Annotated in this window: 18 protein-coding genes and 1 riboswitch; of the genes, 10 read left to right on the top strand and 8 right to left on the bottom strand. The window is 72.9% G+C overall.

Going from position 1 to position 26,688, the window contains the following annotated elements:
• Positions 1 to 58 precede the first annotated feature (58 nt).
• On the top strand, positions 59 to 412 hold the full coding sequence (locus tag ACFCXS_RS01970; RefSeq protein ID WP_361868048.1) for a hypothetical protein: 354 nt from the start codon (positions 59 to 61) through the stop codon (positions 410 to 412).
• Here ACFCXS_RS01970 and ACFCXS_RS01965 read toward each other — a convergent pair.
• Both ACFCXS_RS01965 and ACFCXS_RS01960 read right to left on the bottom strand, forming a co-directional pair.
• On the bottom strand, positions 390 to 1,331 hold the full coding sequence (locus ACFCXS_RS01965; RefSeq protein WP_376640987.1) for a hypothetical protein: 942 nt from the start codon (positions 1,329 to 1,331) through the stop codon (positions 390 to 392). The two genes, ACFCXS_RS01970 and ACFCXS_RS01965, sit on opposite strands and share 23 nt — an antisense overlap.
• Before the next feature lie 92 nt (positions 1,332 to 1,423).
• Complete coding sequence (locus ACFCXS_RS01960; protein ID WP_376640985.1) at positions 1,424 to 2,611, bottom strand: NlpC/P60 family protein; 1,188 nt, start codon at positions 2,609 to 2,611, stop codon at positions 1,424 to 1,426.
• Positions 2,612 to 2,619: 8 nt separating this feature from the next.
• Positions 2,620 to 2,792: riboswitch (cyclic di-AMP (ydaO/yuaA leader) on the bottom strand.
• Between the two features lie 313 nt (positions 2,793 to 3,105).
• Between ACFCXS_RS01960 and pcrA the strand changes: the two genes are divergently transcribed.
• Entirely contained in the window at positions 3,106 to 5,583 is a 2,478-nt protein-coding gene (gene pcrA, locus ACFCXS_RS01955; protein ID WP_376640983.1) for a DNA helicase PcrA, read from the top strand.
• A gap of 161 nt (positions 5,584 to 5,744) precedes the next feature.
• Here the strand turns inward: pcrA and ACFCXS_RS01950 are convergent, their stop codons facing one another.
• The gene (locus ACFCXS_RS01950) at positions 5,745 to 7,322 is read right to left on the bottom strand and encodes a M23 family metallopeptidase (protein WP_376640980.1); all 1,578 of its coding nucleotides are present in this window, start codon (positions 7,320 to 7,322) and stop codon (positions 5,745 to 5,747) included.
• A 219-nt stretch (positions 7,323 to 7,541) separates the two neighbouring features.
• A complete protein-coding gene (locus ACFCXS_RS01945) occupies positions 7,542 to 8,405 on the bottom strand; it encodes a lipase family alpha/beta hydrolase (RefSeq protein ID WP_376640978.1) in 864 nt (287 codons plus the stop codon).
• Between the two features lie 521 nt (positions 8,406 to 8,926).
• Between ACFCXS_RS01945 and ACFCXS_RS01940 the strand changes: the two genes are divergently transcribed.
• Entirely contained in the window at positions 8,927 to 9,343 is a 417-nt protein-coding gene (locus ACFCXS_RS01940; RefSeq protein ID WP_376641501.1) for a cobalamin B12-binding domain-containing protein, read from the top strand.
• 299 nt (positions 9,344 to 9,642) lie between these two features.
• Here the strand turns inward: ACFCXS_RS01940 and ACFCXS_RS01935 are convergent, their stop codons facing one another.
• The gene (locus tag ACFCXS_RS01935) at positions 9,643 to 11,490 is read right to left on the bottom strand and encodes a DUF5691 domain-containing protein (protein WP_376640976.1); all 1,848 of its coding nucleotides are present in this window, start codon (positions 11,488 to 11,490) and stop codon (positions 9,643 to 9,645) included.
• A 267-nt stretch (positions 11,491 to 11,757) separates the two neighbouring features.
• Complete coding sequence (locus tag ACFCXS_RS01930; RefSeq protein ID WP_376640973.1) at positions 11,758 to 13,110, bottom strand: SWIM zinc finger family protein; 1,353 nt, start codon at positions 13,108 to 13,110, stop codon at positions 11,758 to 11,760.
• A gap of 145 nt (positions 13,111 to 13,255) precedes the next feature.
• Between ACFCXS_RS01930 and ACFCXS_RS01925 the strand changes: the two genes are divergently transcribed.
• The 6 genes from ACFCXS_RS01925 (at position 13,256) to sucD (ending at position 22,367) form a co-directional block, all read left to right on the top strand.
• On the top strand, positions 13,256 to 14,386 hold the full coding sequence (locus ACFCXS_RS01925; RefSeq protein WP_376640971.1) for an AAA family ATPase: 1,131 nt from the start codon (positions 13,256 to 13,258) through the stop codon (positions 14,384 to 14,386).
• Between the two features lie 202 nt (positions 14,387 to 14,588).
• A complete protein-coding gene (locus ACFCXS_RS01920) occupies positions 14,589 to 16,979 on the top strand; it encodes a DUF5682 family protein (protein ID WP_376640970.1) in 2,391 nt (796 codons plus the stop codon).
• A gap of 133 nt (positions 16,980 to 17,112) precedes the next feature.
• Positions 17,113 to 18,279, top strand: coding sequence for a VWA domain-containing protein (locus ACFCXS_RS01915; RefSeq protein ID WP_376640968.1), 1,167 nt, complete (start codon positions 17,113 to 17,115; stop codon positions 18,277 to 18,279).
• 199 nt (positions 18,280 to 18,478) lie between these two features.
• Entirely contained in the window at positions 18,479 to 19,699 is a 1,221-nt protein-coding gene (locus ACFCXS_RS01910; protein WP_376640966.1) for a hypothetical protein, read from the top strand.
• 583 nt (positions 19,700 to 20,282) lie between these two features.
• Complete coding sequence (gene sucC, locus ACFCXS_RS01905; RefSeq protein WP_376640964.1) at positions 20,283 to 21,461, top strand: ADP-forming succinate--CoA ligase subunit beta; 1,179 nt, start codon at positions 20,283 to 20,285, stop codon at positions 21,459 to 21,461.
• Between the two features lie 21 nt (positions 21,462 to 21,482).
• A complete protein-coding gene (gene sucD, locus ACFCXS_RS01900) occupies positions 21,483 to 22,367 on the top strand; it encodes a succinate--CoA ligase subunit alpha (protein ID WP_031132986.1) in 885 nt (294 codons plus the stop codon).
• 227 nt (positions 22,368 to 22,594) lie between these two features.
• Here the strand turns inward: sucD and ACFCXS_RS01895 are convergent, their stop codons facing one another.
• The gene (locus tag ACFCXS_RS01895; protein WP_376640961.1) at positions 22,595 to 23,860 is read right to left on the bottom strand and encodes a helix-turn-helix domain-containing protein; all 1,266 of its coding nucleotides are present in this window, start codon (positions 23,858 to 23,860) and stop codon (positions 22,595 to 22,597) included.
• Positions 23,861 to 23,956: 96 nt separating this feature from the next.
• Here ACFCXS_RS01895 and ACFCXS_RS01890 point away from each other — a divergent pair, with 96 nt between their 5' ends.
• The gene (locus ACFCXS_RS01890; RefSeq protein WP_376640959.1) at positions 23,957 to 25,792 is read left to right on the top strand and encodes a DUF6350 family protein; all 1,836 of its coding nucleotides are present in this window, start codon (positions 23,957 to 23,959) and stop codon (positions 25,790 to 25,792) included.
• A 4-nt stretch (positions 25,793 to 25,796) separates the two neighbouring features.
• On the opposite strand, the gene ACFCXS_RS01885 is transcribed toward ACFCXS_RS01890, so the two are convergent.
• Entirely contained in the window at positions 25,797 to 26,594 is a 798-nt protein-coding gene (locus ACFCXS_RS01885) for a hypothetical protein (protein ID WP_376640957.1), read from the bottom strand.
• Positions 26,595 to 26,688 lie beyond the last annotated feature (94 nt).

Here is a 26,688-nt window from a genome sequence, read left to right as displayed (position 1 = left end):
TGTGCACCCCTGGGCCGGTGTCGGGTGGCCTCGGAGCCCCTGATTAGGCTCCGGCCTCATGGACGTACTCATCCACCTCTTCGTCGGCCTCCACATCATCGGCATCGCCTCGCTCCTGGGCGGCTTCCTCACCCAGATGAAGGCGATGGGCGCGGGTACCGCCCGCTTCACCCCCGCGATGCTGCACGGCGCGCTCACGATGCTGGTCACCGGTGTGATCCTGGTCGGCCTGAACCAGGCCGACGACCAGACGGTGAACAACATCAAGATCGGCGTGAAGCTGGCCCTGCTGATCGTGATCCTCGGCCTCGTCTATGTGAAGCGGGACGACGAGAAGGTGGACAAGGGTCTCTTCGGCCTGGTCGGGCTGCTGACCACGGCGAACATCTTCATCGCCGTGCTCTGGACCTGACCGGCAAGCGCCGGGTGCCGGCCCGGGCGGAGGCGAGAGCCCAGGTGGTGCACCCGAGCCAGACGGCCACCGCGATCCACAGCAGCACCTCCCCGGCCACCTCGAGCCAGGGGACGTCGAGAGCGGCGGCGACCGCGAGGGTGGCCGCCGCCGTCACGACCGCGGCGAACACGGTCGCCCAGCGCCGCACGTCGTAGTGGTGCCGGGGCCAGAACAGCTCGGCGAGGAACAGGGCCACACAGGCGATCAGCGCGAGCACGAGCAGTGTGACGGTGGTCGTGCGCAGGGTGTCGGCGTTCTCCTCGTTCCACAGGTACAGGCGCGCGCTGTCGGCGCCGAGGACTTTCGCCCCGGCCAGTGCGGAGACGGCGAGGGCGCCGGCCGCGAGCCAGTGGTCCCCGCGCCCCTCCTCCACCTGCCGCGGCTGGAAGCGGAACAGGGCGAAGCAGTAGAGCGCGAGCCCGAGCCAGAACAGCACCAGGGCCGCGTGGGCGAGCCAGGCCACCGCGTCGGCCGCGGCGAGCGTGGCGCCGAGCACGGCGAGCCCCTGGGTGGCCACGCAGCGCAGGAACACGGTTCCGCGCCGCCCCTCGGCCTCCGCGGTGAGGAGCACCGCCCAGAGCACCATGGCGAGCGCCAGCAGCGCCTCGGCCACGGGCTGCTGCCCGGCCGCGGAGAAGCCCGTGCCCAGGATGGCGGTCGCCGCGACGGTGGTGAGCGCGGCCGGGGTCTCCACCCGCCACTCGCCGTGCGTCCGCTGGACGAGGCCCGCGGCCGCCGCCAGCCAGGCCGCGCAGGCCAGGGCCAGGGCGATACGGGAGGGGATCGCGTACCCAGCGGAGTCGAGGCCGGCCGACACGATGCCGGTCGCCAGCGCATACGTCGCCCACCAGGCGGCGAACGGGGAGGGACCGGACATGGTGCCGATGCTAGAGAGCGGCGCACGCCTCACGAGAGGGGCACGCGCGCGTGCCCCTCAAAAACGTGACGCGACCGGCCCTGAGGCCTCACTCAGGCGGGGCGCACCACGCTGTGGATCGCCGACTCGCCGTCGTAGTAGATCGACTCCTCGCGCACGTACGTGCCGGGCTTCGGCGCGTGGATCATCATGCCGTTGCCGATGTAGATCCCGACGTGGGTGACGTCGTCGTAGAAGAAGACCAGGTCACCGGGTCGGGCCTGGGAGAGCGGGACCGTGGTGCCCGCGTCGACCTGGTCGTACGTCGTACGGGGCAGGGTGACGCCCGCGGCCTTCCAGGCGGCCTGGGTGAGGCCCGAGCAGTCGTATGAGCCGGGTCCGACGGCGCCCCACACGTACGGCTTGCCGATCTGGGCGCGGGCGAAGGCGAGCGCCTTGTCGGCCTTGGTGGCGTACGAGGAGTCGGCCGGGGCGGTCGAGGAGGGCGAGCCGGAACCCGAGGAGCCGGAGGAGCCGGACGAGGCCGAGCCGCCGTCCTGCTGCCGGGCGGCCTCCTCCTGCGCCTGCTGCTGCGCGGCCTGCTGCCGGGCCAGTTCGTCGGCCTTGCGGGCGGCCTCCGCCCGCTTCTCCTTCTCGATCGCCGCGAGCCGGGCCTTCTCCTCGGCGGTCAGTTTCGACATCAGCTCGCGGGCGTCGGCGAGCTTGCGCTGGACGGTGGCCTTGGCCGTCTTCAGGCCGTCCTGCGAGTCGGTGAGCGTCTCGAGGCTCTCGGTGGCCTCCTGGCGCTTCTTCATCGTCTCGGACTGCTGCGTGACGTAGTCGTCGACCGCGACCTTCTGACGGCCGGTCATCCGGTCCATCAGCTGGGTCTGGTCGAAGTAGTCCTGCGGGGTGTCCGCGAGCAGGAACGTCGCGGTGTCCGGGGCGGCGGCACCGGTGCGGTACTGGGCGGAGGCGAAGGAACCCAGTTCCTCGCGCGCCTCGTTGAGTTTCTGGGTGCGCTGGGCGACGTCGTCGAGGAGGGTGTCGACCTGCTTGCGCTGTTTGGCGGTCTTCTCCTTGGCCGCGTTGTACTTGTCGGTCGCCGACTCGGCCTGGCGGTACAGGTCGTCGACCTTCTTCTCGACTTCCTCCAGGCTGGGCTTGTCGTCGGCCTCGGGGGCGGCGTTGGCCGACTGGGACAGCAGGGCCACGGAGGTGAGGGCCGCCGTTGCGAGGGCGGGGGTCCGTATGCCTGCCATGCGCGTACCCGTAGGACGCGACTTGCGGTGCGACGCCAAGGGAGGCGACTCCTTCCATGTTCCGCCTACCGGGTTAGCTGTCGGGTTCGGGCGGGTGGTTCGGAAGGTTTGCCCTACGGCCTTCTCCGCACAGGGAGTCGGGCCGATTCACCCCAGGTTCACGGTTGGGTCCCCGGCTCCGGCTGCCGCTGCGGCACACCGGACTCGGCGGAGGCCGCGCGGCCCGGCGACGTTCGCCGGTGGGGGTCATGCGGCCTGGTCGCACCGTAGCCAACTCGTGTGGTCCGTGTGAAGGTTGATGGGTGATATGCCCGATACATTTTCGTGACCTTATTCCTGAGCGTTGCCGAGAGTGAACGATCAAGGGGGATTGGTCAGGGAAAATCCGTACATGCCGGCTGTGTAGCAGGGCGTGATCGCGCCGTCATGGAGGGCGACAACGCGCCGCCGGGCGGTCGGCGGGACCCGGGCGCGCGGCGATGTTCTCAGGGCGGCGGCGGGCTGTCAGTGGGGCGCCCTAGACTCGGAGAGCGATGAGCAGCCTCTTTGACGACAGCTTCCTGGCGAACCTCCAGGCCCAGCGGGGCCCCGCGGACGAGCCCCCGCCGCCGCCCGAGGACGATCACGTTCCGGAGCCGATCCCGGACGATCTGTTCGGCGGGAAGTTCGACGTGCCCCCGGACCGGGACGCCTACTACCGCGACGGCGCCCCCCGCCCGGTGATCGACTCCGCCGCGCTGCTGGAAGGGCTGAACGACAACCAGCGCGCCGCCGTCGTCCACTCCGGCTCCCCGCTGCTCATCGTGGCCGGTGCCGGCTCCGGCAAGACCCGTGTGCTCACGCACCGCATCGCCCACCTGCTCGCCGAGCGGGACGTGCACCCGGGCCAGATCCTCGCGATCACCTTCACCAACAAGGCCGCCGGCGAGATGAAGGAGCGCGTCGAGCAGCTCGTCGGCCCGCGCGCCAACGCCATGTGGGTCATGACCTTCCACAGCGCGTGCGTGCGCATCCTCAGGCGCGAGAGCAAGAAGCTCGGCTTCACCTCGTCCTTCTCGATCTACGACGCCGCCGACTCCAAGCGCCTGATGGCCCTGGTCTGCCGCGACCTGGACCTCGACCCCAAGCGCTTCCCGCCGAAGTCCTTCAGTGCCAAGATCAGCAACCTGAAGAACGAGCTGATCGACGAGGAGGACTTCGCCGCCCAGGCCACCGACGGTTTCGAGAAGACCCTCGCCCAGGCCTACGCGATGTACCAGTCGCGGCTGCGCGAGGCGAACGCCCTCGACTTCGACGACCTGATCATGACGACGGTCAACCTGCTGCGCGCCTTCCCGGACGTCGCCGAGCACTACCGCCGCCGCTTCCGGCACGTCCTGGTCGACGAGTACCAGGACACCAACCACGCCCAGTACGCTCTGGTCCGCGAGCTCGTCGGCACCTTCGAGCACCCCGTCGACGTCCCGCCCGAGGCGGAGGTCCCGCCTGCCGAGCTGTGCGTGGTGGGCGACGCCGACCAGTCGATCTACGCCTTCCGCGGCGCGACGATCCGCAACATCCTCCAGTTCGAGGAGGACTACCCGGACGCCACGACGATCCTGCTCGAGCAGAACTACCGCTCCACACAGACGATCCTCAGCGCCGCCAACGCCGTCATCGAGCGCAACGAGTCCCGCCGCCCCAAGAACCTGTGGACCAACGCGGGCACGGGCGCGCAGATCACCGGCTACGTCGCCGACACCGAGCACGACGAGGCGCAGTTCGTCGCCGACGAGATAGACCGCCTCACCGACGCGGGCAAGGCCAAGGCCGGCGACGTCGCCGTCTTCTACCGCACCAATGCCCAGTCCCGTGTCTTCGAAGAGATCTTCATCCGCGTCGGCCTGCCCTACAAGGTCGTCGGCGGCGTCCGCTTCTACGAGCGCAAGGAGGTCCGGGACGTCCTGGCCTACCTGCGCGTGCTGTCCAATCCCGAGGACTCGGTGCCGCTGCGCCGGATCCTCAACGTCCCGAAGCGGGGCATCGGCGACCGCGCCGAGGCGATGATCGACGCCCTGTCCCAGCGGGAGAAGATCAGCTTCCCGCAGGCCCTGAAGCGCGTCGACGAGGCGTACGGCATGGCCGCGCGCTCCACCAACGCCGTCAAGCGGTTCAACACGCTGATGGAGGACCTGCGCACCATCGTCGAGGCCGGCGCCGGGCCGGCCACGGTGCTGGAGGCCGTACTGGAACGCACCGGGTACCTCGCCGAGCTCCAGGCCTCCACCGACCCGCAGGACGAGACCCGGATCGAGAACCTCCAGGAACTCGCGGCCGTCGCCATGGAGTTCGAGCAGGAGCGCGGTGAGGACGAGCAGGCCTCGCTGTCCGACTTCCTCGAGCAGGTCGCGCTGGTCGCCGACTCCGACCAGATTCCCGACGAGGAGGACGGCGACGGCGTCATCACCCTGATGACCCTGCACACCGCCAAGGGCCTGGAGTTCCCGGTCGTCTTCCTGACCGGCATGGAGGACGGCGTCTTCCCGCACATGCGCGCCCTCGGCCAGACCAAGGAGCTGGAGGAGGAGCGGCGCCTGGCCTACGTCGGCATCACCCGCGCGCGGGAGCGGCTGTACCTGACCCGGTCCACGCTGCGCAGCGCCTGGGGCCAGCCGTCGTACAACCCGCCCTCCCGCTTCCTGGAGGAGATCCCGCCCACCCACGTGGAGTGGAAGCGGACGGGAGCGACCGCGCCCGCGTCCTCCGGGCCGGTCTCGGCTGTGGCGGCCTCGCTGTCGTCGTCCCGCTCGCGCTCGTCGGCGTCGGGTGCCTCCGGTTTCGCCACGCGCCGTACTTCCGAGAAGCCGGTGGTGTCGCTGGCGGTCGGGGACCGCGTCACGCACGACCAGTTCGGGCTCGGGACCGTCGTCGGGGTCAAGGGCACGGGCGGCAACGCCGAGGCGACGATCGACTTCGGCGACACCAAGCCGAAGCGGCTGCTGCTGCGGTACGCGCCGGTGGAGAAGCTGTAGTCCGCCGGTGAGGTGAGCCCGCGTGCCCCTGCTCGTTCGACGGGCGAGGGCTCGCGGGATTGCGTCGTTCGACGTAGGGGGCTGCAGCGGCGTATGTCAGGCGACGGGCGAAGGATGCCGGGGCGTTGGGCCGGACGACGGGCGGGGCTGCTGCCGGAGTGTTACGTCGGGTCGATGCCGTGGCTGCGCAGCCACGGGAGCGGGTCGATCGCCGAGCCGCCGCCCGGGCGCACCTCGAAGTGCAGGTGCGGACCGGTGGAGTTGCCGGAGTTGCCGGAGCGGGCGATCGGATCGCCGGCCTTCACGGTCGTACCCGAGGGCACCGTGTAGGTGGAGAGGTGGCAGTACCACGTCTCCGTGCCGTCCTTCGCGGTCAGGATCAGCATGTTGCCGTACGCGCTGTTCCACTGGGTGCGCACGGTGCCGTCGGTCGCGGCCATGACGGTCGTGCCGTACGAGACGGGGAAGTCGATGCCGGTGTGCAGGGACATCCAGTTGATGCCGGACTGGCCGTAGGTGGCGCTGAGTCCGTGCCGCGCCACCGGCAGGGCGAACTTGGGGCGCAGCCGCTCCTTGCGGGCCGCCTCCTCCGCCGCCCGCTTCTTCTCGGCGACCTGCTGGGCCTTGAGGTCGATGCGCTCCTGCGTGCGGCTGGCCCGGTCGGCGAAGTCGTCGGCGCCGGCGGACAGGCTCTGCAGCTGCGTGTCCAGCTTGTTGTTGGCCGCGGCCGGCTTGACCGGCTGCGCGTCCGCCGCGGTCGTCTGCGCCTCGGCGGCGCTGTCGTCGGTGAAGGTGCCGACGGAGGCGGCGGCGATCCCGGCGACACCCATCACGCACGCGGAGGGCACCGCGATGGTCATCAGCGCCGAGCGCTTGGGGGGCGTGCGGCGGCGGGAGCGGGAGCCGGCACGCGAGGCCGCCCGTGAGGACGGGGCCGGAGTGACGTCCTCCTGGCCGTCCAGCAGCGGGGCGACGACGGGCAGTTCGCCGGTGGCGGTCGGCTCACCGCCGTCCGCGGCGGGGTCGCGGTAGTCCGTCCCGGCGGATTCGTCGTACGTGACCTGGTCGAAGGTCGCGGTCTCGAGCTGGTCGAACGCCGCGGTCTCGTGCTGCTCGAAGGTTTCGGCAGGGTGCTCGTAGGCGTCGGGAACGGGGGCGGCGGTGCCGTCGGAGTTCCACTGCGTCGCGTCGTAGGCGCCCGTGTCGAAGGTCTGCGTGCCCCACTCCCACTGCTGGGTGTGGTCGGCCGGGTTGCCGGACTGGTCGGGCTGGAGCCAGGCGCCGGTCTCCCACTGCCCGGTGGCCTCCGGGGACGGGGCCTGGGACGGGACGGCCGGCATCAACTGCTGCTCGGCCGTCCAGGAGGTCGTGTCGTAGACACCGGTGTCGTAGGCGGCGTGGTGCTGGGCCGCGTACGCGTCGTAGTGCACGTTCTCGTGCGTGCCCGTGGGCCAGTGGCCGGTGTCGTACGTACCCGGGTCGTGGCCGCTGCCCGGCATGTCGCCGAAGAGGGGGTCGGTCGCGAAAGTCGCGGTGGTGTGCCCGGTGGCGTCGAACCCGCTGCCGTGGGTACCGGTCGCGGCGGCACCGGTGGCGTCGAATCCGGTGGCGGTGTAGTCGCCGTACGTGGTGAAGTCGCCGTACTGGGCTTCCTGGGTGTTGTACGACGCGTAGTGCGCGGAGGCGGCGTCGGAAGCCGGAGCCGGGGGCATGGTCCCCGACGGGTGACGGTCGTTCACCAACTTCTCTTTCGCCTCGACAACAGGGGCTGCCAGAGCAGTGCGGCGACTGTACCCGGCGGTACGCGGGCACGACAATCTTCGGCAGGTTTCGCGCGCGCAGGAAACGGGCATTCGGCCGTGTTTTGGCGGACGGCGGGCACGGGTTTGGCCCTGTGTTCGAAGTTTGTTCGAGGTTGATCGGTGTGGCGGCGTCGGCTGATCGCTGTATGACGAGTCTCAGGCGACTGTCAGATCGTCGGTGTGTTCGGCGGACGGTTCACCCGGGAGGGCCGTGTCGAGAACCTGCCGTACGCCGTTGGCGACGGCGGGGTGCACGGGCAGGGCGAGATGGCCGATGCCGGTCACGCGCACGTTCTGCGCCATCAGATCCGGATGGTCGATGCAGGCCGTCTCCAGCGGGTCCATCACATGGTCCAGGTCGCTCCAGAAGCTGACGAAGTGCGTACGGCAGTCAGGGGCGGGCGCGGTGAGCTCCTCGAGCAACGGTGAGCCGGGGCGCATCTGGCGCACGATGGGGTGCGCGTTCGCGAAGGGCACCACTCGGGTTCCCGAGTGCGGCGTGCCGAGCGTGACAAGGGTCCGCACATGCCTGTCGCCGCCGAGGCACTGCACGTAGTAACGCGCTATCAGGCCGCCCAGGCTGTGCCCGACGATGTCGATCTGCCCGGCACCCGTGCGCTCGCAGATCTCCTCGACGCGCCGGCCGAGCAGTTCGGCGGCGGCGCGTATGTCGCAGGTCAGTGGCGAGTAGTTGAGGGACTCGATCTGTCGCCTGCCGTGCTGGGCGAGGCTGCGGCGCAGCAGGACGAAGACCGAGCGGTTGTCGATGAAGCCGTGCAGCAGGAGGACCGGTGGCTTGGCCTGCGTGGGCAGTTGAGCGGCGCCGTCCGCGGGCGGCGCCGGGACGGGGGCGCGCCGCTCCTGGGTGATGCCGGACGGATAGAGGAGGAGATGCCCGGCCAGGATCGCGATCTCCAGTGCGGTGGCCTTCAGGAGAGCCAGGGAGACTCTCGCCGGCAGGACCGGCAGCAGGCGCTCGCAGAGCGGCAGAAAGGGCAGAGCAGCCCTGGTGACCTTCATGGCCGACCTCCTGTCGGCACGCGGCAGGACGGCTCCGCCCCCCGTGTGCCCTCGTGGAAAGCAGCTGCGAAGACGGTCGGCCGTGACCGCGAGAGCGGCGTGAGCCGCGTGAGCTGCGGGGGCAGAGCGCGGCGTGTGGCGTGTGTGACGCCGGTGGTGCGACGGGGGTCCCCGATCGGTGGGGTGACGAGGTTCCCCGCCGGTGCGCCGTGTCTGCCTTGCGTGCTGTGTGTGCGGTGCTTGCCCTGCGTGCCTTCGCCGAGGCGCCCTGCCGCCGCGGTGTCTGGTCGACGCGGCGGGACGGCAACCTCGATGCGACTCCCCTTGCGCTTGTCCCATCGTGTGATTTCCCCCTCGGTATCCACCGCGAAACTGCCGGTTACGGGATCCTGGAGATAACGTTCGTTCACTTGCCCGGACGGTTCGGGGTGGGGTGTCCGTGCGGTGCGGCGTGTACGGCTTGCCCGATGTGTGCGGTACTTGTCGGTACGGATGGATGTAGTCGCTTCATGGAGGCAGTGATGGGTGTGGCAGCCGGTCCGATCCGCGTGGTGGTGGCCAAGCCGGGGCTCGACGGCCACGATCGCGGGGCCAAGGTGATCGCGCGGGCCCTGCGCGACGCCGGTATGGAGGTCATCTACACCGGCCTCCACCAGACTCCGGAGCAGATCGTCGACACGGCGATCCAGGAGGACGCCGACGCGATCGGGCTGTCCATCCTCTCCGGAGCGCACAACACCCTCTTCGGGGCGGTGATCGATCTGCTCAGGGAGCGGGACGCGGAGGACATCCTGGTCTTCGGCGGCGGGATCATCCCCGAGGCGGACATCCCGCTGCTCAAGGAGAAGGGCGTCGCGGAGATCTTCACGCCCGGCGCGACGACCGCGTCCATCGTGGACTGGGTCCGTACGAACGCCCGCCAGCCCGCACAGGCGTAGGCCTCCGGCGGACCGGCTCGGACGTCCCCGTCCGGCCGGGGGCGGCCCGGGGGGCTGGTTCGGCGGTGGTGCGGCAGTGGCTGCCGCCGGTGACCGTCCCGGCCGCCGGCCTGCTCGGCGGTGACCGGCCGCGCGAGGGAACCCGTCGCCGGCTTCCTCAGGGCGCCCGGAGGCGGGGATGCGCCCGTAGCCGGTCGGGCGCCCGTGGGCGGGGGTGGCTTCGCGTGCTTCGCCGGATGCCGCGTGGGCTCCGTCGGCCGGAGGGATGTCGCGCCCGTCGCCACGTACGGGAGCGCGAGTCAGGCCGCTGCGAGCTCCTCGGTCATCGCCGCGCGCAGACGCAAGGTCGTGACCAGGCGCTGGAAGGCCTCCGCCCAGTAGCCGCCGGCTCCCGGAGAGGCGTTCTCCGGTTCGTCGGGCACGGCCAGCAGGGCGTCGAGCCGGGCGGCCTCGGACGGGTCCAGGCACCGCTCGGCCAGTCCCATCACTCCGCTGAAACTCCATGGATAACTCCCCGCGTCCCGAGCGATGTTGAGGGCGTCCACCACGGCCCGGCCGAGCGGCGGCCCCCAGGGCACCACGCACACCCCGAGCAACTGGAAGGCTTCGGACAGGCCGTGCGTGCCGATGAAGCCGGCCACCCATTCGGCCCGTTCGGTGGCGCCCAGCGTGCCCAGCAGCTTGGCTCGTTCGGCCAGGGACACGGCACCCGGACCGCCCGCTTCCGGCGCCGAAGGATCGCCGAGCAGCGCGCGTGACCACTCGGCGTCCCGCTGGCGTACCGCCGCCCGGCACCACGCCGCGTGCAGTTCGCCCTGCCAGTCGTCCGCCACCGGCAGCGCCACGATCTCCCGGGGCGTGCGGCCGCCGAGCCGCCGCGACCAGGTCCCGAGCGGTGCCGCCTCCACCAACTGGCCGAGCCACCAGGACCGTTCACCCCGTCCTGCCGGGGCCTTCGCCACGACGCCGTCGTGTTCCATGCCCGGATCGCACTCGTGCGGCGCCTCGACGGCGATCGTCGGAGTGGCCTCGGTGGCCCCCACGGTTCCGGTGGTTCCTACGGTTCCGGTGGTTCCGACGGTTCCGGTCGCTCCCACGGTTTCCATGGCTCCGGTGGGGCCCACAGCTCCGGGCTTCTTGGCTCCGGTAACTCCGTTGACTCCACCGGCCCCGTCGGCCGAAGGGGCCGGTGCGGTCCCTTCAGGCCCGCCGGGCCCCTGGTCCTCGCGGCCGATGCGCAGGGGCCGCGGCGGCTGCATGTGGTCGATGGCCACACATGCCTCCGCCCTGACCGCCATTCGCGCGGCCAGCGCCGAACCCGGCAGGGCCGACAGCAGTTCCGCCGCCGTCGCCCGGACGTTGCGGCTGCGGTCGGCCAGGGCCCGTTCCAGGAAGGGCTCGTCGTCCGGTCCCAGGCCCGCGCGCAGCGAATCGAGGAACATCAGCCGGTCCTCGGCCCGTTCCGTCGCCCATGTCGTCGCGAGCAGGTCGCGTGCGGCCGACGGTTCACGGGAGCGCAGGGCGGACAGCAGGGCGACGCGTTCGGCGAACAGCCCCTCCTGCCAGAGCTGCCGGACCTTGTCGTCGTCCTCGGGGTGCGGCATGGCCGTGCCGCCGCCCGGGGCCGCTCGCAGGGCGAACCGCCAGTCCGGGTTCAGCCGTGCCAGCCACAGGGCCCGGGGCCCCGCGAACTCCAGTGCCGCCGGACGCAGGTCGGTACGCCCCCGGGCCGCGTCCAGCAGCGCCGGAAGCAGCTGCGGAGGCGGTGCAAAACCACGGGCGTTCGCCACCGCGAGCCACTGGGGCAGCAGTTCCGTCAGGTCGGGCGCGGAGCCCCGCCGGCCGCCGCCGGACGGGCCGGGGCGGTCGGCCAGCAGCATCGCGAGCCTGCGGGCGGCTGCCGGCGGCAGTGCCGGGCGGGTGTCCGGCGGAGCCGGTTGCGGCCGCTCGGCCGCCCGTGCCGGGCGCAGACCGGCCCGTCGCCGTACGGTCTCCACCGCCGCCGCGTCGAGCAGGGCCGTGGGTGCGGCCGGGCCCGGTGCGGTGCCCGGCGGCGTGCGCCGGTCCGTGCCGAGCAGGGCGGTGGTGACGAGCCCCTCCCAGGCGTTCGCGCCGGGCGCGTCCACAGGAGCGGAGGTCCTGGCCATGAGCTTCCTTTCCGCGGGGCGCCCGGTAGTTGAAGGCTCGCCCTTACCGGTTGTCCCGTGATGCCTGAAAGATGCGTGAGTCTGTGGGACGAGTGAGTTTGTGAGTGGGGAGTCGGGCGGGGCGGCGGGCTGCGTCGGCAGCTGCGGCGCCTGCGGCCCGCCGCCGTGATGGCCACTCCGGCCACTCCGGCCGCCGCCGGCCTCGCGGTCCTCACTGCCGAGAGGGCGCTGGGCCGAAGTGCCGAGGGCCGAGCCTCGGCCGCGGGCTCAGCACAGCGCGACCGCTTCACCCGGGCCTTCCGGCCACGCCGTCAGCGGGGTGAAGCCCTGGTGGCCGCATTCACCGAAGACCGTGACCGGTGCGCCGCCCGACAGGGCGACCAGCCGCCACAGACCCGGGCGGGAACGCGCCGCCGCGGTGAGCGGCAACGCCGCGTCCTCGTCGGCGTCCACCAGCTGCCAGGAGTCGCCGTCCGGGGCCGGAACGACCCGGTCCAGCGTCACCGGGACCGACTCCAGCCACGGGTCGTCGCGCAGTGCGGCGCCGTACCGCGCCACCGCCTGGGACGTCGTCATCCCCGGCGGACGCATCGCCGAGGGCACGGCCGGGGCGAACTGCCCGCCCAGGGCCACCCGTGGCTGCCCGGCGCCCGGGTACGCGGACACCTCGGCGTCCAGAGCCAGTCCCACCGGCAGCGTCTGCTCCGGGGCGCGGCCCGCGGCGCCATAGGAGAGGAGCAGGACGGTGCGGTTCGAGCCGGTGCCGTGCAGCCAGATCCGGCGGGTCGTCAGGCGCGGGTCCGTCGTGTCGTACTGGGCGAGAACCAGCCAGTGGTCGCGCACCGGCGGGCCGTCCGCGGAGGCCGGCAGGCCCACGCGGGAGCGGACCGTGGCGGCGAGGCCGCCCGGGAGCCGCTCGCGGCGCAGCCAGCCCTGCCCGAGCAGATGCAGCAGCGCGCATTCCTCCAGCAGCCGCACCGGCCAGCCCGGACCCGTGGACGGGATCGCCCCCAACTCCCGCACCCGGCCTGCCAGGCCCTGGGCCTGGGCGTCGACCATGCGGGCCGCCGTCTCCTCCCACAGTCCGTACCCCGACTGCTCCGCGGTCGCCAGGCCGGCGCGCAGCAGGTCGGCCAGACGCTGCTCCAGCTCCGCCGCGCCCGCCGTGACCCGCTCGGCCCGGCGCTCCGCCCGCCGTCTCGCCGCCTCCGGATCAGCGGATCCGGACGGCGCCCCGGAGCCGTCCGTGGCCTTCTCCTGCGCGCGCCTGCGCCGCCCCGCCGTCCACTGTCCCGCCCACTCCGGCGGCTGCCCCGGTGGCACCACCGCGTCGTCGGCGGCCCAGAGCAAAAGGAGCCCGAGCGCGTGCTTGCACGGGAACTTGCGGCTCGGACACGTGCACTTGTACGCGGGCCCCGCGGCGTCCGCGATGTCGACGATCGTCTGATACGGCTTGCTTCCGCTGCCCTTGCACAGCCCCCACACCGTCCCCTCGCCGGCACACCCCGCCTCGGACCACGGCCCCGCCGCGCCGAGTTTGCTTCCCGCTTTGCGTGATGCCGCGTCAGGTGCCAGTGCCAGCACCTGGTCCGCGGTCCAGCGCACCCCCTGCTGAGTCATGCCGACGACGTTAGATCCCGCCACTGACAATCGGGTCCGCGAGCGACTCCGGCGGGGCGTTTTCGCAGGTCGGAACGCATTGTCAGTGGTGTGGTGCAACGTTGGTGCCAGATCCGAACCGGCCGAGCTGGAGGGGGACTTTGCCATGACTGTGTCCGTGGAGCCGACGTCCGTCGAAGCGGGGGAGACGGAATCGACCCAGGCGTTGCGACCGCACGCCGAGGACGCCTTCGCCGCGGAGCTCTCCGCGCTGGCCGCCCAGGACGACCGTCCGCGCCCGGCCCGCTGGAAGCTGTCGCCGTGGGCCGTCGCGACGTACCTGCTCGGCGGGACGCTGCCGGACGGCATCGTGATCAGCCCGAAGTACGTCGGCCCGCGCCGGATCGTCGAGGTCGCCGTCACCACGCTCGCCACCGACCGCGCCCTGCTCCTGCTCGGTGTGCCGGGCACCGCGAAGACCTGGGTGTCCGAGCACCTGGCCGCTGCGGTCAGCGGCGACTCCACGCTGCTGGTGCAGGGCACCGCCGGCACCCCCGAGGAGGCCATCCGCTACGGCTGGGACTACGCGCAGCTGCTCGCCCACGGCCCGAGCCGGAAGGCCCTCGTGCCCAGCCCCGTCATGCGGGCCATGGCGGAGGGCATGACGGCCCGTGTCGAGGAGCTGACGCGCATCCCGGCCGATGTGCAGGACACGCTCATCACGATCCTTTCGGAGAAGACGCTGCCGATACCGGAGCTGGGCCAGGAGGTGCAGGCGGTCCGCGGCTTCAACCTGATCGCCACCGCCAACGACCGCGACCGCGGGGTCAACGACCTGTCCAGCGCCCTGCGCCGCCGCTTCAACACGGTGGTGCTGCCGCTGCCGGAGAGCCCCGAGGCCGAGGTCGACATCGTCTCGCGGCGCGTCGACCAGCTCGGCCGCTCCCTCGACCTGCCGGCCGCGCCCGACGGGCTCGCCGAGATCCGCCGGGTCGTCACGGTCTTCCGCGAGCTGCGTGACGGGGTCACGGCCGACGGCCGGACGAAGCTGAAGTCGCCCAGCGGCACGCTGTCCACGGCCGAGGCGATCTCCGTCGTCACCAACGGCCTCGCGCTCGCCGCCCACTTCGGCGACGGCGTGCTGCGGCCGGGCGACGTCGCCGCGGGCATCCTCGGCGCGGTGGTCCGGGACCCGGCCGCGGACCGGGTCATCTGGCAGGAGTACCTGGAGACGGTGGTCCGCGAGCGCGACGGCTGGAAGGACTTCTACCGGGCCTGCCGCGAGGTGAGCGGGTGAACGACGCGGGACGGAGCGGGCCCGTCGGCAACCGGGCCGCCCGGTACGGCGGGGGCGGTCTCGGTCGCCGGCCAGGACGCGGGTGGGCGGGACGGCGGCCACCGGTCGGTCCGGGACAGGACGTGCGGGACGCGCGGCGCGGGACAGGACGTGCGCGACATGAGGGACGCGACAGGACGTGCGGGACGGGGGGTGGGGTGAAATGACCGGTGTGGAAAGGGCCGCGGGCCAGGGGGCCGGAGCGGGCCCGGCGCTGCTCGGGGTGCGGCACCACGGGCCGGGGTCCGCGCGGGCGGTGCGGGCGGCTCTGGAGCGGATCCGGCCGCGGGTCGTGCTGATCGAGGGCCCGCCCGAGGCCGACGCGCTGGTCCCGCTCGCCGCCGACGAGGAGATGCGGCCACCGGTCGCTCTGCTCGCCCACGCCGTGGACGAGCCCGGCCGCTCGGCGTTCTGGCCGCTGGCCGGGTTCTCCCCGGAGTGGGTCGCCATCCGCTGGGCCCTGGAACACGACGTCCCGGCCCGCTTCATCGACCTGCCGGCCACGCACACGCTGGCCTGGGGGAGGCAGGAGGACGACGCGGGTGCGGAGCGCTCTCCGGACGCCGAGACGGCCGCGGACGGCGACACCGGCCCCGGCCCGGCCGACCCGCGGATCGACCCGATCGCAGTGCTCGCCGAAACCGCCGGCTACGACGACCCGGAGCGCTGGTGGGAGGACGTGGTGGAACACCGCGGCGCAGGGGAGGGCGACGCCCTCGCGCCGTTCACCGCGCTCGAGGAGGCCATGAGCGCGCTGCGGGAGGCCTACGGCAGCGGAGGGCACGACCGCGACCCGGTGCGGGAGGCGTACATGCGGCTCCAGGTGCGGGCGGCGCAACGGGAGTTCGAGGACGGGGTCGCCGTGGTCTGCGGGGCCTGGCACGTGCCCGCACTGCGGCAGAAGACCACCGTCGCCGCCGACAGGGCACTGCTGAGGGGGCTGCCGAAGGTCAAGGCGGACATGACCTGGGTGCCGTGGACCCACCGCCGGCTGTCACGGGTGAGCGGGTACGGGGCCGGCATCGACTCCCCGGGTTGGTACGGGCACTTGTTCAGCGCCCCGGACCGGCCGGTGGAGCGGTGGCTGACCAAGGTGGCGGGGCTGCTGCGCGCCGAGGACCGGATCGTCTCCTCCGCGCACGTCATCGAGGCGGTGCGGCTGGCCGAGACGCTCGCCGCGATGCGCGGCCGTCCGCTGCCCGGCCTGAGCGAGACGACCGACGCGGTGCGGGCGGTGATGTGCGAGGGCTCGGACGTGCCGCTGGAGCTGGTGAGGGACCGGCTGGTCGTGGGGGACGTGCTGGGCGAGGTGCCCTCGTCGGCGCCGGCGGTGCCGTTGCAGCGGGACCTCACCCGGCTGCAACGCCGGCTGCGGCTGAAGCCGGAGGCGCTGGAGCGGGAGGTGGAGCTGGACCTGCGCAAGGAGAACGACGCCGCCCGCAGCAGACTGCTGCACCGGCTGCGGCTGCTCGGCATCGCATGGGGCGAACCGGCCGTCTCACGCGGCAGCACCGGCACCTTCCGGGAAACCTGGCGGCTGCGCTGGGAACCCGAGCTGTCGGTGCGGATCGCCGAGGCCGGAGTGTGGGGGACGACCGTTCTGTCCGCCGCGACCGCCAAGACCGCATCGGACGCCGTCACCGCGCAGGGCCTCGCCGACGTCACCGCGCTCGCCGAGCACTGCCTCCTGGCCGAACTGCCCGATGCGCTGCCGACCGTGATGCGGGTGCTCGCCGACCGGGCGGCCCTCGACACCGACGTCGGCCACCTCGCCCAGGCGCTCCCGGCCCTGGTCCGCTCCCTGCGCTACGGCGATGTCCGCGGCACCGACACCGCTGCTCTGGCGGAAGTCGCCGCGGGACTGGCCGAGCGGGTCTTCGTCGGCCTCCCCCCGGCCTGCGCCGCGCTCGACGCGGACGCCGCCGAGGAGATGAGGCGCCACGTGGACGCGGTGCACGGAGCCGTGGGCCTCCTGGGCGACGCCCCTGCCGCAGGACACGGCAGCCTGAGAAGCCGCTGGCAGTCGGTGCTGCGCGTGCTGTCCGGGCGGGACACCGTGCCCGGGATCGTCCGGGGGCGGGCCGTGCGGCTTCTGCTGGACGACGGGGAGCTGGCCCAGGACGAGGCGGCCCTGCTGATGGGACTCGCCCTGTCGCCGGGCACACCGCCGCCGGACGCGGCCGCGTGGATCGAGGGCTTCGTCGGAGGGGGATCGGGAGGCGGAATGCTCCTGGTCCACGACGAGCGGCTGCTCGGCCTGGTCGACGCGTGGCTGACGGGGGTGCCGGCCGAGGCGTTCACGGACGTACTGCCCCTGCTGCGGCGGACGTTCTCGGCGTACGAGCCCGGCGTGCGCCGGACCCTCGGAGAACTGGTCCGACGCGGACCGGGGGCCGGGGGCGGCGGGACAGCCGCCGGCGCGGTGACACCGGGCTTCGCGGCCGCTCTCGACCTGGCACGCGCGGACGCCGTGCTGCCGGTCGTGCGGCTGCTGCTCGGGCTGGACGAAGTGGACGAGAACACCGGCAACCATCTGGCGGGGGTGACGGGATGACGACCGAGGCACTGCGGGAGCGGACGAGTCCGCAGGCGAGCCGCACCGGGACGGGCGGGCTCCGGACGGAAGGGCGGCCCACGACGACCCCGGTGATCCCGCTGTGGGAACGGCCTCACCAGGGAGGACGGGGATGACGTCCGGATCGACGGACCCGGCGCAGGAGCGGCTGCGGCGATGGAGGCTCGTCCTCGGGGGCGACACGGCGGACGGTACGGGCTGCGCGCTGTCGGGGCGGGACGCCGCGATGGACGGGGCGCTCACCGCGCTCTACGGCAGGAAGGACGGCAGGTCGCAGGGAGGCCGGGACCGTTCGGCGGGGCTCGGGGCATCGGCGCCGTCCGTGGCGCGCTGGCTCGGGGACATCCGGACCTACTTCCCCTCCTCCGTCGTACAGGTCATGCAGCGCGACGCCATCGACCGGCTCGGCCTGGCCACGCTGCTGCTGGAGCCGGAGATGCTGGAGGCGGTGGAGGCCGACGTGCACCTCGTCGGCACGCTGCTGTCCCTCAACAAGGCGATGCCCGAGACGACGAAGGAGACGGCCCGGGCCGTCGTGCGCAAGGTCGTCGAGGACCTGGAGAAGCGGCTGGCCACCCGGACCCGGGCCACCCTCACGGGCGCCCTCGACCGCAGTGCCCGGATCAACCGGCCCCGGCACCACGACATCGACTGGAACCGCACCATCGCGGCCAACCTCAAGCACTACCTGCCCGAGCACCGGACGATCGTGCCGGAGCGGCTCATCGGATTCGGGCGGGCGACCCAATCCACGAAGAAGGAGGTCATCCTCTGTATCGACCAGTCGGGATCCATGGCGGCGTCCGTTGTGTACGCATCGGTGTTCGGGGCGGTGCTCGCCTCGATGCGGACGATCTCCACGCGACTCGTCGTCTTCGACACGGCGGTCGTCGACCTCACCGACCAGCTGGACGACCCGGTCGACGTGCTGTTCGGCACGCAGCTCGGCGGTGGCACGGACATCAACCGGGCGCTCGCGTACTGCCAGTCGCAGATCACGCGCCCCGCGGAGACGGTGGTCGTGCTGATCAGTGACCTCTACGAAGGCGGCATCCGCAACGAGATGCTCAAGCGGGTCTCCGCTATGAAGGCGTCGGGCGTGCAGTTCGTGACGCTGCTGGCGCTCTCGGACGAGGGGGCGCCCGCGTACGACCGGGAGCACGCGGCCGCACTCGCGGCGCTGGGGGCACCGGCCTTCGCGTGCACGCCCGATCTGTTTCCGGAAGTCATGGCGGCGGCTATCGAGAAACGGCCGCTCCCGGTACCGGATGCGGCATGAAGGGCCCGGCATGAAGGGGAAGATGACGACTTGTCGACCCAGCGTCGTCCGACGTGCGGCAGTAAAACGGACATGACGGTCCATCGGCAGTAAGGGCTTGCGCGACGTGCGCACTCCCGTGCGAGGATCGGCGCCTGCCTGACGGCGCGTGTGCCGGCGGGCGGTTCCGCTTCCGTCGCACGGGAGGAAGCTTCCCCTCTTGGCCTGGTCAGCAGCCCTGCCCGATGCCGCGTTGCGCCTGCCGCGCACTGCGGCCGGGTGGCGTGCGCTGCAACTGGCCCTGATGGTGGGCGGGTTGCTGGTCCTCGGGGTGCTGTGGGGGGAGCGGGCGTCCGCGGAGAACGGTGCGGGGGCGCTGCCGGAGGGCCGGGCAGGGCAGGTGGTCAGCGGTGTGCCCGTCCCGGGGGCCGGGGCGGGAGACCGGCTCGTTCGGTCCGGCGGTGGTGCGGCGGAGCCGGTGAGCAAGGGGCCGGCTCACGCCCGGGCGAAGGTGCCGCCATCGTCGTCCTCACGGCTGCGGTCACAGTCACGGCCGCCCGAGCGGCGGTCGCGCGTGAAGTGGCTGTCGCGGATGGAGCGGCTGTCGCACGTGAAGCGGCCGGAGCCTGCGAGAACGCCGGAGCTGTCAGAGCCGCCCAGGCATCTGTCGCACGCGGAGCCGTCCGCGCTGCCGGAGCCGGTCCACTGCCAGGCCCTGCCGGACCTGCCCGGCCGCGTACTGCTGCCGGACCTGCCCGGCTTCGCGCTGCCGCCGGACCAGCAGGCTCTGCCGGGTCAGCAGGCTCTGCCGGACCTGCCAGGTCCGGCCATCGCGCCCGGGGGCTTCGCGCTCCCCGGAACGCCCCTTCTCCCCGCTCTCCCTCTCCCCGCCTCCCTCCCCCTCCCCGAGCTCCCCGGCAACCAGACGCTCCCCGGCCGCCCCCTCCCCGCGCCGGTCACGGCCGATCCGCAGCCGGGCGGGACGACGTTGCCGGTGCCGTACACCCCGGTCCAGGGCCCGGAGCTGCAAGCCGCTCCCGCAGGCCCGCTGCTCTCCGTCACTCACCCGTACCGCGGCGGAAACGTGAGCCACACCGGCCGCCAGAGTCACACCGCCCGACATACGAGCCGCGTCGGCCACGCCCACCACGCCGACGACCTCAGCCACAGCGTCCACCGGGCCCACCAAGCCCACCCCAGCCACCCGAGACCGCCCTCGCACGCCGGGCCCGCCCGGGCCGGCCACTCGCCCGGCGGCCGACCCGACGGCGTGCTCGGCAACCGGTCCGTGGCCGACAGCGGCTCGTCCCGTCATGGCGACGCGCACGCCGTCACCCCCGGCCCCCGGGCGGTGCTCGGGCTCGTGCCCGGTGCCGTGGCCCGGACGGACCTGGCGGGCGCCCGGCGCACCCGCCGGGACATCCCCCTCTTCCCCGGTTAGCGGCCCTTCCCGGGTCGGCAGCGGACGGACCGCCGGGGCGTCGCTGCCGCAGCGGGAGGCCATGCCGGACCCGGCCGCAAGGGGAGAGGCCGCAGGCCGACCCACCCGGGTGCCCGGAGCACCCCCTGCGCTCTCCCCCTCCTCATGCTTCACGAGGCGTCACGCCCGGACGGCCGAAAGCCGTCGGCGGTCCGAGGCCGAAAACCTCGTGGATGGGTCGGGTGGTTCCCATAGGGGTGGGGACCACCCGGCCCGCGGCCCCGGAGAGCGGGCCCTGAACAGGGCCTTCGTGCTCCTTCGGGGGCGTCGGACGGGCCTCACCGGGTCAACCCCAGCCCGGTGAGGCCCCTCACCTCCGGCACGCCGTGCCAGAGAGCGCGGCATCATGTGACAGGTATCACCGCTCAGGTGTGACCCTCGATTTAGAGGCCTCCCGCAAGCAGAGATAACCTGCGAGACGGACATGCCGCGCGCTCGGACACCGTGTGCGCCTCCCTTGTGACAGACAGCGGACGTCACGTTGCCCTCGCGGCACGCCCACGCAGACAACGAACCGCGAGATCACTGATAGGGACGGAAGCGCGTGGACCTGTTCGAGTACCAGGCGAGGGACCTCTTCGCCAAGCACGATGTACCGGTGCTGGCCGGTGAAGTCATCGACACGCCTGAGGCGGCCCGCGCAGCCACCGAGCGCCTCGGTGGCAAGTCCGTCGTCAAGGCCCAGGTGAAGGTCGGCGGCCGTGGCAAGGCCGGCGGCGTGAAGCTCGCCGGCACCGCCGACGAGGCGGTCGAGCACGCCACCAACATCCTCGGCATGGACATCAAGGGCCACACGGTCCACAAGGTGATGATCGCCGAGACGGCTCCGGAGATCGTGGAGGAGTACTACGTCTCCTTCCTCCTGGACCGTGCCAACCGCACCTTCCTCTCCATCGCCTCCGTCGAGGGCGGCATGGAGATCGAGGAGGTGGCGGCCACGCGCCCCGAGGCCGTCGCCAAGACGCCGATCGACGCCAACGTGGGTGTGACCCCCGAGGTCGCCCGCCAGATCGTCCAGGCCGCGAACTTCCCGGCCGAGGTCGCCGACAAGGTCGAGAACGTCCTGGTCACCCTCTGGAAGACCTTCATCGAGGAGGACGCCCTCCTCGTCGAGGTCAACCCGCTGGCCAAGGTCGCCTCCGGTGACGTCATCGCCCTGGACGGCAAGGTCTCCCTGGACGAGAACGCCGAGTTCCGTCAGCCGGAGCACGAGGCCCTCCAGGACAAGGAGGCGGCCAACCCGCTCGAGGCCGCCGCCAAGGAGAAGAACCTCAACTACGTCAAGCTCGACGGTGAGGTCGGCATCATCGGCAACGGCGCGGGTCTCGTCATGAGCACCCTGGATGTCGTCGCGTACGCCGGTGAGAACCACGGTGGCGTGAAGCCGGCCAACTTCCTCGACATCGGCGGTGGCGCCTCCGCCGCCGTCATGGCGAACGGCCTGGAGATCATCCTCGGCGACCCGGACGTCAAGTCCGTCTTCGTCAACGTCTTCGGTGGCATCACCGCCTGTGACGAGGTCGCCAACGGCATCGTCCAGGCGCTGCAGCTGCTCGCCGACAAGGGCGAGGAAGTCACCAAGCCCCTCGTCGTCCGTCTGGACGGCAACAACGCCGAGCTGGGTCGCAAGATCCTCTCCGACGCCAACCACCCGCTGGTGCAGCGCGTGGACACCATGGACGGCGCGGCCGACAAGGCCGCCGAGCTCGCGGCTGCGAAGTAAGGGACGAGGGACTAAACAGCCATGGCTATCTTCCTCAACAAGGACAGCAAGGTCATCGTCCAGGGCATGACCGGTGCCACGGGCATGAAGCACACCAAGCTCATGCTGGCCGACGGCACGAACATCGTGGGTGGCGTGAACCCCCGCAAGGCCGGTACGTCCGTCGACATCGACGGCAACGACATCCCGGTCTTCGGCACGGTCGCCGAGGCGATCGAGAAGACGGGCGCCAACGTGTCCGTCCTCTTCGTGCCGCCGGCCTTCGCCAAGGCCGCCGTCGTCGAGGCCATCGACGCCGAGATCCCGCTCGCGGTCGTCATCACCGAGGGCATCGCCGTCCACGACTCGGCCGCGTTCTACGCCTACGCCGTGTCCAAGGGCAACAAGACCCGGATCATCGGCCCGAACTGCCCCGGTCTCATCACGCCGGGCCAGTCCAACGCCGGCATCATCCCGGGCGACATCACCAAGCCGGGCCGCATCGGTCTGGTCTCGAAGTCCGGCACGCTGACGTACCAGATGATGTACGAGCTGCGTGACATCGGCTTCTCGTCCGCCGTCGGCATCGGTGGCGACCCGGTCATCGGCACCACGCACATCGACGCGCTCGCCGCGTTCGAGGCCGACCCCGACACCGACCTGATCGTGATGATCGGTGAGATCGGCGGCGACGCCGAGGAGCGGGCCGCGGCCTTCATCAAGGAGAACGTGAAGAAGCCGGTCGTCGGCTACGTCGCGGGCTTCACCGCGCCCGAGGGCAAGACCATGGGCCACGCCGGCGCCATCGTCTCCGGCTCCTCCGGCACGGCCGCCGCCAAGAAGGAGGCCCTCGAGGCCGCCGGCGTCAAGGTCGGCAAGACGCCGACCGAGACGGCCAAGCTGGCGCGCGCCATTCTCGGCAGCTGAGAACAGCCCTACGGGCTGAACGAAGCCGTAGCGCACAGGTGGGCCCGCTCCCCGTAGGGAGCGGGCCCACCGCCGTGTCCGAGCCCTCACGCCCTCTCCGCGCACCCATCGCCGTGCGCCTCCCCCCGCGGCCCTCTCCGCGCACCCATCACCGTGTGCCCATCCCCCCCCCGGCCGCGCCATCCCTGCTTCCAGCGCCTCCAGCGCCTCCAGCGCCGTCACCGCCGTCACCGCGGCAGCGGAAGCAGCCTGTCCGGACCTCCCTGCTGCTCCTCGCGCAGCTTGGCGCGTAGCTTCCGCTCCTTCTCGGACAGTGGGCCGGGTGCGACGGGCGGTGGGACGCCCTGGACCGTCGCTCCCGGTGGCACCGGAGGCTCGTAGTGGGTGGGGGCCGTGCGGACGGTGAGGGCCGTGGTGCCGATCAGGGCGACCGTGAAGGCGATGGCGGCCCGGGTCCAGAAGCGGGCCCGGCGTTCCGCGCCCCTGCGCACGACCGGCGGTTTGGCGGCCCGCAGCCGCTCGACGGAGGCCAGTTCGACCAGCCGCCAGTGCAGCGTCTCCGGGTCCGCGAGCTCCGGCAGCCGTTCGGCCAGCGCCTCGCGCGCGTGCACCAGCCGGTTCACGGCAGCACGGGTGCTCGCCTCCGTCTCCGCCGCCGTCTCCGGCAGGCCGAGTCCGACCCCGTCGTAGAGGACCAGCGTGCGGCGGTAGGACGGCGGGAGCCTCAGCAGGGCGTCCCTCAGTGCCCGGTCGAACGCGTCGGGCGGGGGCCGTTCGGGAAGCCGGAAGCGGGGCCGGAGCCGGTGCCACGGGGAGAGCGCGCACTCGTACGCCATCGCGCGCACCCAGCCCGCCGGGTCGCGGTCGCGGGCCACCTCGGGCCAGCGCTGCCAGGCGATCTGAAAGGCCCGCTCCACCGACTCCCGGGCCGGTTCGCGGCGGCCGGTCAGCAGATAGGTCTGCCGGACGAGCGCGGGCGCGCAGAACGCGTACAGCGCGTCGAAGGCCTGAGCGGGCGTCAGCGCGGTGACGGCTTCGTCCGGCCGGCGCGGCGGCTTCGTCCGCGGGCGCTCGGCGAGGATGACGCGGTGTCCGTGCGGGACGGGGGTGCGGCTCCGGCCGGGGACGGTGACGGGGCCTCGGCCCCGGTCCTTCGCGGCGGGGCGTTTGCGGCCGGTGGCCGCGGCCTTGCGCCGGGCGCGCGCGGACCGTCGCGCGGACGCGGTCCCGGCGGACGCTTCCGGGTCGTCGGAGTCGGCGGCGCTCTCCTGGCAAGGCGTCACCTCCGTCTCCTCGCCCAGGGAGTGGAGCAGCCTCGCGTACTTCTCCCCTTTGCGGCCGCGCGGCATGGAGTGGCCGGTCTCCCATCCGCGCACCGTCTCAGTGGTCACGCCCACCCGGGAGGCCAGCTGAGCGCGCGTCAGCGAGGCGGCCTCGCGCAGGCGTCGGCGTTCCTTGGGCGGTGGGAGCGGTAGGGCAGGGCTCTGCGTCACAGGGCTCGCCTCCGTCCAGAAAAGTACATAAGCGTATTTTTAGCGACACAGCGAGGGTTAGCCTGTTACGCCGGTAAAGCGCGTGTCGTTGGGAGCATGTCGGTCGTGATCGAGATGACCGCTCGCCGACGTTCGCCGTCACCCCTGCTCACCCGGATGCGCGACCGTTCGCCCGGGCTGGGCGACGGCTTCATGGGGGGCGCGATCGCCGCGGGCCTCGGGCTCGCGTCGTTCGCCTTGCTCATGACGCTGCTCTGGATCAGCTCGCCGTACCCGGACAGCGGACCCGGTGGCGCGATGCATGTGGCGGCGGCGCTGTGGCTGCTGGCCCACGGTGCCGAGCTGGTCCGCACCGACACGCTCTCCGGCGTCCCCGCCCCCGTCGGCCTGCCGCCCCTGCTGCTGGTCGCACTGCCGGTGTGGCTGCTGCACCGGGCGGCACGGGACGTCACGGACGGCGGAGGCGGGGACGAGGACGACGAGGAGGACGCCGAGAGGATCGCGGGTCCGCCCCTGGTCTCCCCCCGCACCGCATGGGCGGGCGTGGTTCTCGGCTACCTGGCCGTCGCCGTGCCCGCCGCCCTCTATGCCGCGGGCGGTGTCCTGCGGCCGTCGTGGGTGGGCGCGGGGGTGTGCGTCCCGCTCGTCGCCGTCGTGGCGGCGGGGGCGGGCGTGTGGTCGGCGTACGGACGCCCCCGCCGGCCGCTGCGGCTGCTGCTGGGCGCGCCGCCGTCCGGGGCACGCCCGCCGGTGCCCGGCCCGGACGGACGCCCGGGCACCGCCGCCCGGGCCGCGGCGGCCGGGGTGGCCGCGCTCCTCGGGGGCGGTGCGCTGCTGGTGATGGTGTCGCTGGTGGGGCACGGTGCGACGACCTGGGCGGGGCTGCTCGGCCTGACCGAGGGGTGGTCGGGGCGGTTCGCCGTGGTGCTGCTGTGCGTGGCCCTCTTCCCGAACGCGGCGGTGTGGGGCGCCGCCTATGCCCTCGGGCCCGGCTTCGCCCTCGGCGCGGGCCATGCGGTCGGCCCGCTGTCCTCGGCGCCGGCCCCGCTCCTGCCGCCGTTTCCGCTGCTGGCGGCGGTGCCGGACGCCGGGGAGGGCACGCCGTTGCACTGGGCGACCGGGGTGGTGCCGTTGGCCGCCGGAGTGGTCGTGGGCTGGACGGTGGCGAAGGGGGCGGCGTCCGGGGAGCGCGGCGGGACGCGACCGGGAGGTACGCGGGCCGCGTCATGGCCGGCCGGCCGCACCGCCCGTGCCGCCGCCCTGGCGTCGGTCCTGTGCGCGGCCGTGCTCGCGGGACTGGCCGCCCTGTCGGGGGGCCCGCTCGGAACCGCCGTGCTGTCCCGCCTCGGCCCGCACTGGTGGCAGGTCGCCGCCGCGACGCTGGCCTGGCTGGGCGTGCTGTCGATCCCCACGGCGGTGGGAGCCCGGGCCTGGCTGTGCCGGACGCCCCGCTCGGAGGAGCCGAAGATCGGCGAACAGTGGAGAAAGACGAGCGACGTCGCGCGGGAGCGGCGGCAGACCCGGAAGGGCGACGGCCGCGACCTGTTCACACACCCCGGAGTGGCCGGCGTCGCGGGGGTGGCGGGTGGCCCGGAGGCCGCCGACGGCGCTCGGGGAGTCGATGCGTCGGGCGACGGCGGAAGGGGTGACGGCGGAAGGGGTGAGGGCGGCGGACGCACCGGGCGTGGCGCTTCGAGGGCCGACGGGACGCCGGTGCCGCACACCCCGAGCCCCACTCCGGACGTGCTCTACGCTCCCTACGCCCCTTACGCGTCCTACGAGTACGACGTCCTGCCGGACCGCGACAGGGGCTTCGAGCCCTACGACTTCCTGCCGCCGGACCCGGGCCCGCGCCGGTACGGCACCCCGGGTCCCGGCCGGCATGACACCCCGCGCCCGCCCGACCGGTCCGCCCCGCCCGAGTCCCCCTGACCCGTCAGCCGTCCGTCCCCAGGAACCCCCGGAGTTCCTCCGGCAGAAGCTTGGAGCAGGACTGCTTCGCCTCGTTCGTGAGGGCGTCGCTGGTGCACGTGTAGTAGTCGCGGTAGACCAGCTGCGCCGTGAAGGACGCGGCGACCAGGGCGATCGCGAGGGACGCCGTGACCAGGCCGCTCACCGCCGCCGTCGTCTGGGGGCGGCCGCCGCCCTGCTGCTGGGGTGCGGGGGAGTCCGGGTCGGCCTTGCGGGGCCCCGCGCGCAGCGAGCTGATGGCCCAGTACAGGGCGAGCGCGCCGAGCAGCAGCGCCACGTACGGCCAGCTGAAGAGGGCGAAGAAGAACGCCCACATGCCCGACAGCAGGGCGTAGCGCGCCCGGCGCTGCGCGGGGTCCGTCGGGTCCCAGCGCATGTTCGGGCCACCGCCCTGAGGGCCGCCGCCCTGGCCCTCGGACCCGCCGCGGGGACGGTCACCGAAACCGCCGGAGGAACGGCCGGGCTGCTGGTCGCTCCACTGGCTGCCCCAGGGCGAGCGGTCCCGCCCGCCGCCGTCCTGGGAGTCGGGGGAGTCCTCGCCCGACGGGCGTCGCGGCTGCCAGGGCCGGTCCGGCGTGCCCTCGGGCGGCGGGGCGAAGGGGTTGTCCTCCTGGGACCCGCGGTCCCGCCCCTGTCCGCCGTCGCCGCCCGACGGTGCGTCGGGCGGTGAGCTGGGGCGCTCCCGCAGCAGCACGGCGCCGCGCTCCCCTCCTTGCGGAGACAGCTGGGGGAACGTGAGGAGTCGCAGGCTGCGGTCCGGCATCAAGTGAGCGTCTTCCCGTTGGTGAGGAGGAATGAGTGGACAGAACGGAACGGCGTGGGACCCGGGTCCGTCACCTCCTGAACGCACCACGTCC

The organism is Streptomyces sp. NPDC056373 (assembly GCF_042262425.1).
Taxonomy (GTDB): domain Bacteria; phylum Actinomycetota; class Actinomycetes; order Streptomycetales; family Streptomycetaceae; genus Streptomyces.
This window is presented reverse-complemented; position numbering and strand designations above follow the sequence as displayed.

What these genes read in the sequence shown, in the direction of transcription:
- ACFCXS_RS01930 (WP_376640973.1), bottom strand. Translation starts at nt 13,110, where the DNA reads ATGACTCAGCAGGGGGTGCGCTGGACCGCGGACCAGGTGCTGGCACTG.
- ACFCXS_RS01935 (WP_376640976.1), bottom strand. Translation starts at nt 11,490, where the DNA reads ATGGCCAGGACCTCCGCTCCTGTGGACGCGCCCGGCGCGAACGCCTGG.
- sucD (WP_031132986.1), top strand. Translation starts at nt 21,483, where the DNA reads ATGGCTATCTTCCTCAACAAGGACAGCAAGGTCATCGTCCAGGGCATG.
- ACFCXS_RS01940 (WP_376641501.1), top strand. Translation starts at nt 8,927, where the DNA reads ATGGGTGTGGCAGCCGGTCCGATCCGCGTGGTGGTGGCCAAGCCGGGG.
- ACFCXS_RS01970 (WP_361868048.1), top strand. Translation starts at nt 59, where the DNA reads ATGGACGTACTCATCCACCTCTTCGTCGGCCTCCACATCATCGGCATC.
- ACFCXS_RS01885 (WP_376640957.1), bottom strand. Translation starts at nt 26,594, where the DNA reads ATGCCGGACCGCAGCCTGCGACTCCTCACGTTCCCCCAGCTGTCTCCG.
- ACFCXS_RS01915 (WP_376640968.1), top strand. Translation starts at nt 17,113, where the DNA reads ATGACGTCCGGATCGACGGACCCGGCGCAGGAGCGGCTGCGGCGATGG.
- pcrA (WP_376640983.1), top strand. Translation starts at nt 3,106, where the DNA reads ATGAGCAGCCTCTTTGACGACAGCTTCCTGGCGAACCTCCAGGCCCAG.
- ACFCXS_RS01945 (WP_376640978.1), bottom strand. Translation starts at nt 8,405, where the DNA reads ATGAAGGTCACCAGGGCTGCTCTGCCCTTTCTGCCGCTCTGCGAGCGC.
- ACFCXS_RS01965 (WP_376640987.1), bottom strand. Translation starts at nt 1,331, where the DNA reads ATGTCCGGTCCCTCCCCGTTCGCCGCCTGGTGGGCGACGTATGCGCTG.
- ACFCXS_RS01925 (WP_376640971.1), top strand. Translation starts at nt 13,256, where the DNA reads ATGACTGTGTCCGTGGAGCCGACGTCCGTCGAAGCGGGGGAGACGGAA.
- ACFCXS_RS01890 (WP_376640959.1), top strand. Translation starts at nt 23,957, where the DNA reads ATGTCGGTCGTGATCGAGATGACCGCTCGCCGACGTTCGCCGTCACCC.
- ACFCXS_RS01920 (WP_376640970.1), top strand. Translation starts at nt 14,589, where the DNA reads ATGACCGGTGTGGAAAGGGCCGCGGGCCAGGGGGCCGGAGCGGGCCCG.